Source organism: Pseudomonas sp. B20(2017) (assembly GCF_002113125.1).
Taxonomy (GTDB): Bacteria; Pseudomonadota; Gammaproteobacteria; order Pseudomonadales; family Pseudomonadaceae; genus Aquipseudomonas.
On record NZ_NEJP01000013.1, the window covers coordinates 95992 to 108453 of the forward strand.

11 protein-coding genes are annotated in these 12462 nt (G+C 60.3%); 5 read left to right on the top strand and 6 right to left on the bottom strand.

What is annotated here, in order from left to right; translation table 11 throughout:
* Positions 1-68: 68 nt before the first annotated feature.
* Complete coding sequence (locus CAF63_RS19490) at positions 69-3500, top strand: calcium-binding protein (RefSeq protein WP_256574534.1); 3432 nt, start codon at positions 69-71, stop codon at positions 3498-3500.
* A gap of 4 nt (positions 3501-3504) precedes the next feature.
* Positions 3505-5202 (top strand): hypothetical protein, encoded by a 1698-nt coding sequence (locus CAF63_RS19495; protein ID WP_085687956.1) that lies wholly within the window; start codon positions 3505-3507, stop codon positions 5200-5202.
* A 6-nt stretch (positions 5203-5208) separates the two neighbouring features.
* On the opposite strand, the gene CAF63_RS19500 is transcribed toward CAF63_RS19495, so the two are convergent.
* The 3 genes from CAF63_RS19500 to CAF63_RS19510 are packed head-to-tail and all read right to left on the bottom strand — an operon-like array spanning position 5209 to position 6888.
* The gene (locus CAF63_RS19500; protein ID WP_085687958.1) at positions 5209-5799 is read right to left on the bottom strand and encodes an LON peptidase substrate-binding domain-containing protein; all 591 of its coding nucleotides are present in this window, start codon (positions 5797-5799) and stop codon (positions 5209-5211) included.
* A 10-nt stretch (positions 5800-5809) separates the two neighbouring features.
* Complete coding sequence (locus CAF63_RS19505; RefSeq protein ID WP_007958637.1) at positions 5810-6526, bottom strand: LrgB family protein; 717 nt, start codon at positions 6524-6526, stop codon at positions 5810-5812.
* Entirely contained in the window at positions 6526-6888 is a 363-nt protein-coding gene (locus CAF63_RS19510; RefSeq protein ID WP_085687960.1) for a CidA/LrgA family protein, read from the bottom strand. The genes CAF63_RS19505 and CAF63_RS19510 overlap by 1 nt, the downstream gene beginning before the upstream one ends.
* Before the next feature lie 193 nt (positions 6889-7081).
* Here CAF63_RS19510 and CAF63_RS19515 point away from each other — a divergent pair, with 193 nt between their 5' ends.
* The 3 genes from CAF63_RS19515 to CAF63_RS19525 all read left to right on the top strand — a co-directional run bounded on the left by CAF63_RS19515 (position 7082) and on the right by CAF63_RS19525 (position 10044).
* Positions 7082-7537 (top strand): MaoC family dehydratase, encoded by a 456-nt coding sequence (locus CAF63_RS19515; RefSeq protein ID WP_007909575.1) that lies wholly within the window; start codon positions 7082-7084, stop codon positions 7535-7537.
* Between the two features lie 110 nt (positions 7538-7647).
* Positions 7648-9375: a C13 family peptidase gene (locus CAF63_RS19520; RefSeq protein WP_085687962.1), complete on the top strand. Its 1728-nt coding sequence runs from the start codon at positions 7648-7650 to the stop codon at positions 9373-9375.
* 27 nt (positions 9376-9402) lie between these two features.
* Positions 9403-10044 carry an oxidoreductase gene (locus CAF63_RS19525; protein WP_085687964.1) on the top strand — a complete coding sequence of 214 codons (642 nt, stop codon included), beginning with the start codon at positions 9403-9405 and terminating at the stop codon, positions 10042-10044.
* Between the two features lie 34 nt (positions 10045-10078).
* On the opposite strand, the gene CAF63_RS19530 is transcribed toward CAF63_RS19525, so the two are convergent.
* The 3 genes from CAF63_RS19530 to mpl are packed head-to-tail and all read right to left on the bottom strand — an operon-like array spanning position 10079 to position 12361.
* On the bottom strand, positions 10079-10375 hold the full coding sequence (locus tag CAF63_RS19530; RefSeq protein ID WP_085687966.1) for a YceK/YidQ family lipoprotein: 297 nt from the start codon (positions 10373-10375) through the stop codon (positions 10079-10081).
* A complete protein-coding gene (ubiX, locus tag CAF63_RS19535) occupies positions 10368-11015 on the bottom strand; it encodes a flavin prenyltransferase UbiX (RefSeq protein WP_007958630.1) in 648 nt (215 codons plus the stop codon). The genes CAF63_RS19530 and ubiX overlap by 8 nt, the downstream gene beginning before the upstream one ends.
* Positions 11012-12361 carry a UDP-N-acetylmuramate:L-alanyl-gamma-D-glutamyl-meso-diaminopimelate ligase gene (mpl, locus tag CAF63_RS19540; protein ID WP_007958628.1) on the bottom strand — a complete coding sequence of 450 codons (1350 nt, stop codon included), beginning with the start codon at positions 12359-12361 and terminating at the stop codon, positions 11012-11014. The genes ubiX and mpl overlap by 4 nt, the downstream gene beginning before the upstream one ends.
* Positions 12362-12462 lie beyond the last annotated feature (101 nt).

Genomic DNA, 12462 nt, shown 5'->3' on the forward strand with positions numbered 1-12462 from the left:
GTCCGTGCCCCATGCCACATTCCGGCAGCTGCACCACAAACGGACTTGTGAAAAGAGCAATGACTTTGATGAATCAACCGAACAATCTTTCCCGGACTGACCGACCGTCAGCGCCGATCAAAATATCCGACCTGAACATCTCCCCGCAGACGCCCCTCCAACCCACGGGCCAAAAAACCGGGCTTGCAGACCTGGACACTCTGTTCGGCCCTTTGCGCATCGGTGAATTCAGTGTCAGTCGCCAGACGCTACAAGCCTTGGGCGGCCACATCGATGAGCAAGCCATTTCGACGTCCAACACCTACTTTTCCGAACCTGATCAATCGTTCATCGATGCGCTTGAGTTCGACACCGCGCAGGTGGAACAGCGCATGAGAGCCGCCCCTTCGCCGGAAAACCTGCAGATCCCGCCCCTTCTGTACGAAATCGTCACCCAACGCTCTCCCGAAGCGGCGCCGCTCATGCGCGAAATGCCCGCCGGTGAATTCGCTGAGGCCATGAACAAGATCAACCACTTGCTGAACGCCACCCAACGCCTGGACATTCGTCGAGACCCGTTGCCCGACCACTTGCCGGACTGGATCGACAAGGCCAAAAGCCGCGGAATGAGCAGCATGGGCGTCGGGATGCAGGCATATGGGCTCTACAGCGCGTACATCGGTGCGATCGACGCATTGAAGAAAGGCAACACCGGTGAGGCATTCGTCAACGTTGGCGGGGGCGTCGCAGAAATAACTTCACTGGGGATCGACTACGCCCTGAGCAAAACCGGCGAGCAAATGATCCGCCAGGGTTCCATGGCCTTCGAACAATTCGGCAAGACCTCCATGGGCAAATGGCTGTGTCGCGGGGCCGGATTGATCGCCAGCGTGCTGACGCTCCCCTTCGATATCCATACCGCCATCAAGTCCTTCAATGACGCTGCAAAGGTTCAAGGCAAGGCAGCACAGGATCTGTATGTCACTGGTGGATTGAGTGTATTCAGCGGTGCGCTGTCACTGGCTCTCGGCTGTGCAGCGTTGGCGGGCTTCCAGGCCGCAGGTCCGGTAGGGATTGCCGCCGCCGCAATCATGATCGTCGGGGCAAAAATCTATGGTGCCGTGCGTGCCGTCGACGACATCGACGATTACATAGAGCTGACGGTGAACGAACGCTGGCGTGCCGGCTGGTTTGCGTTCACCGGTCAGGACCAGGACAAGGCGCTGATGGATCGCTACCTGGTTGCCAAGACCACTGCTGACTACGCCAAAGCTCTGAAAACCCGCAGCCTCAGCTGGCTGGACAATGAATTCAAAGAGAGCGTCGACGTGATCGTCAATGGCCGGTTCGAGGTCCGGCTGCAGCCCACTCGTTTCTCTTACTACGAGTGGACCAAGGGCGAGTCGCCGTACAAGGCCGAAAACCTGCCGGTTATCGTTGACACCGATGACGTTTACGACGCAAGGGGTGGTCTGCCTGCATCGGACTCCGTTCTTTCCAACGCCAAGAGCGATTCGACCAAGGGCACGCTCTGGAGTCTCGGCGGCGGCCATGACAACGTACAGGGCGTGCGGGATAAAGCCAATTTCTTCAGCTATGGCACGGGCCGAAAAGTGTTGCATGGCGGCGACAAGGATGACTCCTTTATCTTTCAGTCAGCCTCAGAGGCACTTTCATACGATCCAATCAAGCCAAGCGAACTGTCGGGAGGGGACGGTATCGATCTGCTATGGCTGCAGGGCACGCACAGGCATCTCGATCACATTCCCGACCCACCGCGCCATCTCGGTTATGACATTGACCTGAAGAAAGGCACGCTGATCTTGCGCCCCGCGAATCCGACGCTTGAACCTGTGCTGCACTCGACGCTCAAGTCCATCGAAAAGGTCGAGACGCTCGCCGGCGCGGCGAATCGCGTGACGGGTTCCGACCGGGCGGACATCATTTCAGCCAACGGTGATGATCACATTGACGCAGGTGCGGGAGATGACCGGATTTCCGTTCGCGGCATCCACGGATCAGTCGTCGGGGGCCCCGGCAGCGACACCTATATTCTCGACCCGATGTGCCGTAGCGTGTCCATCACCGAAGACGGTGCAGAGCCGAGCACGGTCTATCTGGGTGTCACGCTTGAAGCCATCCAGCGCTGGTACTTGCGCGATGATGCGCTGGTGATCGAATCGCTGCGCGATGATTCGCCCGGAACGCCGCGACGGGAACTGGTGCTTGAAGGGGTCTACCGGACCGTCGGTCGCAAACGCTCGCTGCACAATGACAAATGGGTGTTCATTACCCAGGACGGTTTCCACCTGAAACCGATATGGCCTGCCAACATCGTGGGAACCGGCGAGCTGACGCTCAGCGTCTCTGTCCTGACAGCCGGCATGAGCAGGACTCCCCCGATCCCGGTCAATGACTATCCCTGCAGGATTTCGAAAAGCGCACATTCGTCCTACTTCATTTCCCGCCGGATCCGTCATTCGACGCTGATAGCCACGCAAAACGGAGTGCCCGCCTCCAGTACGATCTACGTTGAACATGACAGCACCGAAATCAGCGAAGTCAGGGCCATTTACACAGTTTCAAAAACCGAGACAGATGCATTCACGTTTCTTGGCTACACGGACGTCCACTTCACCCTCACGTTCACTCACCCGCCAGGCCTGCTTTCATTTCACGGGGTCATTAAAGAACGGCCCGGCAAGAAAACCGACAGGGGGGGCGGCATCATGGCCTCCGGCTGGACGGTAACTCATCCGATCGTTCTGGTAATGCGCGACGGTGTTTCCTACCACCTCGATTTTCCACGCAACTCGTATATCGATGATGCAAAAAAGGCCGGCTATACCGTTATTCAAAGCCGAGCCTCGCTGCGCGAGCGTGCAGGACGATACACATTCCTCAAGCCCGGCATCACGAAGCGCACCCTTAAGGCAACTCCCCAGCGAGTCGACTTTCAGGCTGACCAGCACAACACCAGCTACTGGCTGGAGGGGCGATCCGCGACCTATGAGCTGTATCCCGCCAGAGCAATTTCCATGCGGCTATCTACCGCTCAAACGGACGCCATCGTTTCGGGTTCCTCTACCTGGCTCATTCACACCCGACACCTGCAAGAGCAGATCAGCCTTGACGATCTCTCCATCAAGGACGATCTGCTCAAAATCGGCAGCATCCATGTTCATCTGCCAGACAGCAACGATCTACAGCTGCCGCTGGAAACCATCGATGTCGTGCTCTATTCAGGAAACCGTTACCGGGTCAATTCCCTGTTTGAAATGATCGGGCTCCATGTCGTCGATGCACGGGGCTATCCAACGATCCAGGCATTGATTCTGGACATCCGTGATCACCAGCAACGTGGAGCGCTGGAAACCAGTGATGTGCCGGTTCTGAACACTCGTCTGCTCGACGCCGCTCCCGGGAGGATTCTCTACAACGTCCTCAACAACAGCTGGAGACTCGAAAACGCCCCGTCCCGTTCGATATCGATCGAACACCTGACCATCGTCAAGGAATGACACCATGCGTCCCAAAACGCCCTCAATGCCAACCCTGCCCCGGGTCGACACGCCTGCCGGACCATCGGCCCTGCCTCCCCGATTGCGACCGCAGATCCAGGATCCGCAGACACATCAATCGCTTCCCTCCCCGGCGCCCCGAAACCCGGGCCACAGCCAGACACCCACAACAATACCCGGCCCCTCAAGAATCGAAGTCACGGACTTGCTCGGCCTGCCGCGTGATTCGGCAACCGCGCTGATCAGCTATCTGTTGAACCCCGGTTTGCTGCGCAATATGCAACCGGCCAATGAGGAGGGCTTGCGTTATGTGGTCGGACGCAAGTTCGTCGATGTGAAAGAGGTCGGCACGGTGTACGTCGAGTTCGATACGAGCCTGGGCACCTATCGGGCAATGGATCTGTACAAAAAGCTTGCGCCGGGGCCTGCGCTTTTCAGAAATGCCGATGAATCGACCTGGAGCCCTGCTCGACAGAGCGGTACACACAGTCCGCTTAAACGGCCGAATGCAGATAACTCTGCCGGAGCATCGGCGGTGCCCGCAAGACAGCCGCGAATCACATCGATGCCCGCGCACTTGAAGGTGGCCACGTCGGAATTGCTGAGTACGTATTTCGCCCAGCTGTATCCACAGATGACTCACGGTGAGCGAGTCATGGAATTGCGCTCATGCAACCTGTCGCCCCTTCAACACATTCGGTTGCGCGACGACCTGATCGACAATCCTTCGGCACTTCCCGAATGGGCAACGCAGCACAGGACAAGCTCCCCCGATGCCAGTAACCCTTCACGCTTCGACGCTCTGCATGAGGAAATAGAACCTTTACTCCTCCCCCTGAGGAACGGCAAGTTGTTGATCAGTCGCCTCGGCGACTATGGCGATTTCAGCGAGAGCGTCAGTCGCGTATTTCTGGACGGATTCCTGGCAAACCTGGGTTATCTGCGCAACGCCAGCGACTATTTGTACCGGACAGACATCCCGGCCCTGTTCAGGGCCGATGAGCGCACGCCGTTCGAGTTCTACAACGATGGCCGGATGTTGCCGCGCCTGAAACATCCACGCGGGGCAACGACCGAAAAACCGATCAGTGCCACAGTCAGCCTCAAATTGGTTCATCAATATGCCGGCAGAGGCACCGATTCACCCGATCCCGAATACCTGCGCTACAACAACCAGAAAAACAAGTACCCCGGACGCAAGCCCGGCGAATCGGACAATGAGTCGGGAACGTCCGACAACGAATGGTCTGATGTATCCGACGTGGAACTGGATTCCGAGCGCAATTACGACACCATCCGGCACGATCAGCAGGTCATATTCACCTACATCATCGACACGCGAAAAATGGAAATCGTCCTGGGAGAGGAGAATCACCTCCTCAATACCGCCGCTCGAGACAAGGGAGCGTGGTTTCCCGAAGATGAACTCGAAGCGCTGATTTCAACATCAAAACGGGGCATCGAATCGGAGCGTCTCTGGCTGCTCGACTCAACCCTCTCCCGCGCCGCGAAAGTCGACGACGTCGCCTACGAAGCAGGCTATCAATCACGAATAGACATCGAGGAACGGACCCACCATGGCGCCGACAACCGATATCAATATGACGCTTTGATAGACAAGGTTGCCCGGGCAGGCAAGCCGATCCTGACACTGGACACGGGCAAGGAGTGGTTCGCCAACGATATCGTCTGGCCCGAATAAGCCCCTCTAGGCGAACAACTCTCCCTGCAACTCGTCGAGCAGCGCCTGGATCGCATCCAGTCGCTGCTGCGGGTCGTCGAGTTGTAGCAGGTCGATCTTGTCTTCCTCGGCGAACGGCAACAGGTACGCCAACTGATTGGCCAGCGATTGCTGCCCTGCCGCTTCGACGCCCATGTTCAGCGCCTCGACCATCGGGTGTTCGGCCAGGGCCTTGAGCAGCGCAACAAGATCGGCGTCCTCATCCTGCAACGGTTGCTCGGGCTCTTCGTCCAGCCACTCGACCTCGGCCATGATCAATTGATCGCGTTGCACTTCGGTGCGCTGCACGATGAAGCGGCGCCCGCCCTGCACACGGATGCCCAGCAGTCCGTTGTCCTGCTGCTGGAAATCGGTGATGCGCGCTTCGCAGCCGACCATGGCGAAACCTTCCGGCGCGACGCCGACTTCGCTGCCTTCCAGGATGCACACCACGCCGAACCCGCCGCCCTGTTTCATGCAGCGGCCGATCATGTCCAGATAGCGCGCCTCGAAGATCTGCAAATCCAGATTGCAGCCGGGAAACAGCACCGTGTTCAGCGGAAAAAGCGGCAGACTCATAGACATTTCCTTACACCACCATCGACACCGCCAGCGGCAGGAACACCGCCGTGGCCACGCCCATCAGACTCATCGCCAGCGCCGCGAAGGCGCCGCACTCATCGCTTTCCTGCAACGCCACCGACGTGCCGACCGCATGCGCCGTCATGCCCAGCGCCATGCCGCGCGCTTCCGGGCTGTGCACGCCGAGGCGGGTCAAAAGCGCCGGCCCGAAGATCGCGCCGATCACCCCGGTGATCAATACGAATACTGCCGCCAGCGCGGCGACACCGCCGATTTGCTCGGCCACCAGCATGGCGATCGGTGAGGTCACCGATTTGGGCGCCATGGTCATCAGGATCATGTGATCGGCACCGAACCACCAGCCCAGCGCCACGCCCATGCCCGTGGCGACCACGCCGCCTATCACCAGCGTAGTAAAAATCGGCCAGAACAATTGGCGGATGCGCCGCAGATTCAGATACAGCGGCACCGCCAGCGCGACGGTTGCCGGGCCCAGCAGAATACTGAGGATTTCCGTGCTCTTGCGGTACTCGGCGTAAGTCAGGCCGCAACCAACCAGTACGCCAATCACCAACAGCATCGAGACCAGCACCGGTTGCAGAAAGATCCAGCGGGTCTTCTCGAACGCCGCCAGCACCAGTTGATAAGCACCGAGGGTGATGCCGATGCCGAACAGGGGATGGTGAATCACCGACGCCCAGGCACCTTGCCAATCGAAGAGCATCAGGACTCCTCCGAATGCGGCCCGTGACGCTTGACCAGCCGTTGCATCAGCACCCCGGCGAAGGCCGTCGACAGAATCAACGAGACCACCAGCGCACCGACGATGGCCCAGAAATCCGCGGCAATCGCCGTGGCATACACCATCACGCCCACCGCCGGCGGCACCAGCAGCAATGGCAGATAACGCAGCAGACTGCCGGCGGCGAGGTTCAGCGGCTCGCCGACTTCACCGCGCACGACCAGGAATACCAGCAGCAGCAAAAGGCCGATGATCGGCCCCGGCAGCACCGGCAACAGCAAGTGATTGAGGGCCGTGCCGAGCAATTGAAACAGCACCAGCATGGTAAGGCCACGTAGCAACATCCGTCATCTCCGTCTTACTTTCCAACCCGCAAGTCGCCGGCATTATAAGCACGCCTGCGCTATGGATCGGCATTCGCCAAAAGCATGGTCGGTTGACCTGAGCAAATCGCCATGATGATCTACAGTGGTTCGCAGGGCGGTCAAATCCCCCACCTGAAAAACTATAAAACCGATGAACCCAAGGAGAGTCTCAATGCCCTATGTTCCAGTTGCAGAGCTCAAAGATTATGTCGGCAAGGAACTCGGACGTTCCGAATGGCTCACCATCGATCAGGAGCGCATCAACCTGTTCGCCGAAGCCACCGGGGATTACCAGTTCATCCATGTCGACCCGGTCAAAGCCGCGCAAACGCCATTTGGCAGCACCATTGCACACGGTTTCCTGTCGTTGTCGCTGATCCCCAAACTGATGGAAGACATCCTGATCCTGCCGCAAGGCGTGAAGATGGTGGTCAACTACGGCCTGGACAGCGTGCGTTTCATCCAGCCGGTCAAGGTCAATTCCAAGGTCCGGCTCAAGGTCGACCTCGGTGAAGTGACCGAGAAAAAACCTGGCCAGTGGCTGCTCAAGGCCACCGCCACCCTGGAGATCGAAGGCTCGGACAAACCGGCCTACATCGCCGAACCGCTGTCGCTCTGCTTCGTTTAAGCGCCTGGATGCGAAGCGGCTCACGCTGTTTCGCATCCGCTCCTCCCTGCCGGCTGTATAAGGTCACATAGCTGCGGCATACTCGGTCGCCTAATTGCCCGGATCCCGCTATGCGCTCATTCGCTCCTCTTGCTCCCATTGCCTTGACCCTGTTGCTGGCCGCGTGTGGCGACGGCGAATCGCTGTTGCCGCCGGATGCGCGCCTGCCCGACGGCGGCCGCTATCGCGGTGAACTGGTCGATGGCTTGCTGCAAGGCCAGGGCCGGGTCGACTATCCCAACGGCAGCTGGTACGCCGGGGCGTTCGACAAGGGGCAATGGCATGGTCAGGGCGAATGGCACGGCAGCAATGGCGAGGTCTATCGCGGCAACTTCCAGCAAGGACTGTTCGACGGCCAGGGCACGCTGACCACCGCGGCCGGCAGCTACACTGGCGGTTTCAAACTGGGCCGACGCGACGGCGAAGGCACCCTCAAAGAAAACGCGATGACCTATCGCGGCGAATTCAAGGCCGACCAATATTCCGGGCTCGGTCGCCTCGAGCTGGATGACGGCAGTTCCTATCAAGGCCAGTTCGCCCACGGCAAACCCAACGGCGAAGGCCAGCGCGGCGATGCCAGCGGCAATCAGTTCACTGGCCATTTCGTCAACGGCCAGCTCGAAGGCAACGGCACGTTCAACAGTGCCGACGGCGACATCTACGTCGGCGGCTTCAAGAACAATCAACTGCACGGCAAGGGCCGCTACGAAAACGCCGATGGCGATGTCTGGCTCGGGCAGTTCAAGGAAGGTGCACTGACCGGCAAGGGCGAACTGATCGGCGCCGACGGCAGCCACTACATCGGTTACTTCAATGACTGGCGCTTCAGCGGTCAGGGCCGGCTGAACCTGTCCGATGGCAGTTTCTACGTCGGTGGATTCGACAGCGACAGCTATTCCGGACGCGGCACCCTGGTGCTCACCGATGGCAGCGTGCTCAGCGGCACCTGGATCAACGGCCAGCGCGTGCGCGATGCCGACGGCAAGTTGCTGCCGGACACCCTCGAACTCGGCCTGCTGGCCCAGGGTCGCCTGCTCGACGAGGCGCTGGCCAATGTGCCGGCCTCGACCCCGGCGGTGGAACTGTACACCCTGACCCTCGGCGGCGATGGCAAGCAGAGCGTGTTCCTGCGCGAATCCGACTACGTGGCCAATATGCTCACCAGCCGTTTCGGCGCCTTCGGCCAGATTCGTCTGGTCAACCATCGCGACCACCTCGGCGACCGGCCGATGGCCACCCGCGAAAACCTGCGCCGCGCAGCGCTGACCCTGGCCGAACGCAGCGGCCCGGAAGACCTGGTCTTCATCTACCTGACCAGCCATGGCACTGCCGAGCACGAACTGGTGCTCGACCAGCCGCGCATGGAACTGGCCGACCTGCCCGCCGACGAACTCGCCGCCGTGCTCGCACCGCTGAAGAATCGCGACAAGATCATTGTCATCTCTTCGTGCTATTCCGGTGGCTTCATTCCGGCGTTGAAGGATGAACGCACGCTGATCATGACCGCCTCGCGCGCCGATCGCGTGTCGTTCGGTTGCTCCGAGGAGGCCAACTTCACTTACTTCGGCGATGCCCTGTTTGCACAGGCGCTGAACCAGACCGACGACCTGGAGCAAGCCTTCAAGCTGGCCAAGGCTACGGTCGCCGAACGTGAACTGGCGGACAACTTCGAAGCCTCTGAACCGCAGATCTGGGCCCCGAAAACCGTGCTGGCCCATTGGCAACTGCTACGTAAACAGCAAGCGAGAAAAGCATTGCAAAGTGCTGCGTTGAACGACGGAGCGATAAAGAGCAACTAAGCTGAACAGTATCAAGGGAGAGACACTATGTACTTGACGCCTCAGCATGTCTTGCTTGCCGGAGCCACCGGGTTGACCGGTGAACATCTGCTCGACCGCCTGCTCAACGAGCCGACGATCAGCCGCGTCCTTGCCCCCTCACGCCGGCCGCTGGCCGAGCATCCGCATCTGGAAAACCCGGTCGGCGACCCACAGACCTTCCTGCCGCAACTGGCCGGTCGGGTCGACATCGCCTATTGCTGCCTCGGCACCACCATCAAACAGGCCGGCTCCGAAGAAGCTTTTCGCGCCGTGGATCTGGACATGGTGGTGGCGTTCGCCAAACGTGCAAGGGAAATGGGCGCACGGCATCTGATCGTGATCAGCGCATTGGGGGCCGATCGCCGATCCTCGGTGTTCTATAACCGGGTCAAAGGCGAGATGGAATACGCATTGCGCGCGCAGGACTGGCCGCAACTGACCATCTGCCGGCCATCCTTGTTGCTCGGGGAGCGCAGCGAGCCCCGTCTTGGCGAACAACTTGCCGCACCGCTCTCGAAACTGATTCCCGGAAAATACCGCGGCATCGAAGCCTGCCAACTGGCCCGCGCCATGTGGCGCTTGGCACTGGAAGAACAGGATGGCGTGCGGATCGTCGAGTCGGATGAATTGAGAAAACTCGGCAAGTAAAAACAAAAGATCGCAGCCATTGGCTGCGATCTTTTTAGAGTCCGCCAGTTGCCTGGAATCCCACGCCGATCACCGTCAGCAACGACAACGGCAACAGCAGCGTATCGAGCAATGCGCTGGCCGGCAGATCCACACTGGGGTAACCCGGCGCCTCGGCGCCGAATCGGTCCATCGCGCAACATCCGCCATTCATCGCATACAGATCCAACCGCGTGCCGGAATACACCACCGGCGCGCCAGGCTTGGCCGCATCAAGCGTTCGCGCCGTGGCGCAGCCAGTCAGTTGCAGCGCCAGCGCCATCAGCAGCACAGAAGCCAGCAGCTTATTCATCGCTGCTCAGGTGATGTTCGCCCCAGCGCGGCAGCATATCCTGGGGAATGCCCAACAGATTGAGAATCCGCGCCACCACGAAATCAATCAGGTCATCGATGGTCTGCGGCTGGTGATAGAAACCCGGCGAGGCCGGCAGGATGGTCACGCCCATGTTCGACAGCTTGAGCATGTGCTCCAGGTGAATGCTCGAATACGGCGCTTCGCGCGGCACCAGAATCAACTGGCGACGTTCCTTCAAGGTGACGTCCGCCGCCCGTTCGATCAGGTTGTTGCAGGCGCCGGTGGCAATAGCCGACAAGGTGCCGGTCGAGCACGGCACGACCACCATGGCGGCCGGAGCGCCGGAGCCCGAGGCCACCGGCGACATCCAGTCTTCCTTGCCGTACACGCGGATTTGCCCGGCGGACGCGCCGGTGTATTCGGTGAGAAACGCCTGCATCATTTGCGGCTTGGCCGGCAGCGACACGTCCGTCTCGGTGGCCATCACCAGTTGCGCGGCCTTGGAGATCAGGAAGTGCACCTCGCGATCCTCGCGCACCAGACAATCCAGCAGGCGCAAGCCGTACTGGGCGCCGGACGCGCCGGTCATCGCCAGCGTGATGCGTTCCGGGCCATTGCTCGCCAGACGAGTGTTCATTTCAGCGCCTCGGCGAGTTTGCCGTGCAGGCCGCCGAAGCCGCCGTTGCTCATGATCACCACGTGAGTGCCGGGCTGGGCCTGGCTCTTCACGCGTTCAATGATGCCTTCCAGCGAATCGCTGACAATCGACGGCACGGTGCACAGTGCAGCGGTGCCCGCCAGATCCCAACCGAGATTGGCCGGGGCGTACCAAATCACTTGGTCGGCATCGACCACGCTGTCCGGCAGACCGTCACGGTGGGCGCCGAGCTTCATCGAGTTGGAGCGCGGTTCGATGATCGCGATCAGCGGCGCATCGCCGATGCGTTTGCGCAGGCCGTCGAGGGTGGTGGCGATCGCGGTCGGGTGGTGGGCGAAGTCGTCGTAGATGGTGATGCCGCGCACTTCAGCGACTTTTTCCATCCGGCGTTTGACGCTCTTGAACGCGCTCAACCCGGCGATGCCCATTGACGGTACAACACCGACGTGACGCGCGGCGGCCAACGTCGCCAGGGCGTTGGCGACGTTGTGCTGACCGGTCAACTCCCACTCGACCACGCCTTGGGACACGCCTTCGAACATCACTTCGAACGCCGAGCCGTCGTCTTTCAGCAACTTGACCTGCCACTGACCGCCGGCACCGGTGGTTTGCACCGGGGTCCAGCAGCCCATCTCGATCACGCGCTGCAAGGCCGGCTCGGTGGTCGGGTGAATCACCAGGCCTTCGCTCGGAATGGTCCGCACCAAGTGATGGAACTGCCGCTCGATGGCTGGCAGATCGGGGAAGATGTCGGCGTGATCGAACTCAAGGTTGTTGAGGATCGCGGTGCGCGGACGGTAGTGGACGAACTTCGAACGCTTGTCGAAGAACGCGCTGTCGTATTCGTCGGCCTCGATCACGAAGAACGGCGTGCCGCCCAGACGCGCCGACACCGAGAAATTCTGCGGCACGCCGCCGATCAGGAAGCCCGGGCTCATGCCGGCATGTTCCAGCACCCAGGCGAGCATGCTGCTGGTGGTGGTCTTGCCGTGCGTACCGGCAACCGCCAGCACCCAGCGACCTTGCAGCACATGGTCGGCCAGCCATTGCGGGCCGGACACGTACGGCAGGCCCTTGTTAAGCACATATTCCACTGCCGGATTGCCGCGGGACATGGCGTTGCCGATCACCACCAGATCCGGTGCCGGATCAAGCTGCGCCGGGTCGTAACCCTGGGTCAACTGAATGCCCTGGGCTTCGAGCTGGGTGCTCATCGGCGGATAAACGTTGGCATCGGAGCCGGTCACGTGATGGCCCAGCTCTTTGGCCAGAACCGCCATCGAGCCCATGAAAGTCCCGCAGATACCCAGAATATGAATGTGCATAGTCGACCTCGTAAAACATGGCCGCAGGTTAGCGCAGGGAGGGGGAAATCGCACTCTTTAGCTGATCACCCGACCTTGATCGTTCCCGCGCTCCGCGTGGG

What these genes read in the sequence shown, in the direction of transcription:
- CAF63_RS19490 (WP_256574534.1), top strand. Translation starts at nt 69, where the DNA reads ATGAATCAACCGAACAATCTTTCCCGGACTGACCGACCGTCAGCGCCG.
- CAF63_RS19495 (WP_085687956.1), top strand. Translation starts at nt 3,505, where the DNA reads ATGCGTCCCAAAACGCCCTCAATGCCAACCCTGCCCCGGGTCGACACG.
- CAF63_RS19500 (WP_085687958.1), bottom strand. Translation starts at nt 5,799, where the DNA reads ATGAGTCTGCCGCTTTTTCCGCTGAACACGGTGCTGTTTCCCGGCTGC.
- CAF63_RS19505 (WP_007958637.1), bottom strand. Translation starts at nt 6,526, where the DNA reads ATGCTCTTCGATTGGCAAGGTGCCTGGGCGTCGGTGATTCACCATCCC.
- CAF63_RS19510 (WP_085687960.1), bottom strand. Translation starts at nt 6,888, where the DNA reads ATGTTGCTACGTGGCCTTACCATGCTGGTGCTGTTTCAATTGCTCGGC.
- CAF63_RS19515 (WP_007909575.1), top strand. Translation starts at nt 7,082, where the DNA reads ATGCCCTATGTTCCAGTTGCAGAGCTCAAAGATTATGTCGGCAAGGAA.
- CAF63_RS19520 (WP_085687962.1), top strand. Translation starts at nt 7,648, where the DNA reads ATGCGCTCATTCGCTCCTCTTGCTCCCATTGCCTTGACCCTGTTGCTG.
- CAF63_RS19525 (WP_085687964.1), top strand. Translation starts at nt 9,403, where the DNA reads ATGTACTTGACGCCTCAGCATGTCTTGCTTGCCGGAGCCACCGGGTTG.
- CAF63_RS19530 (WP_085687966.1), bottom strand. Translation starts at nt 10,375, where the DNA reads ATGAATAAGCTGCTGGCTTCTGTGCTGCTGATGGCGCTGGCGCTGCAA.
- ubiX (WP_007958630.1), bottom strand. Translation starts at nt 11,015, where the DNA reads ATGAACACTCGTCTGGCGAGCAATGGCCCGGAACGCATCACGCTGGCG.
- mpl (WP_007958628.1), bottom strand. Translation starts at nt 12,361, where the DNA reads ATGCACATTCATATTCTGGGTATCTGCGGGACTTTCATGGGCTCGATG.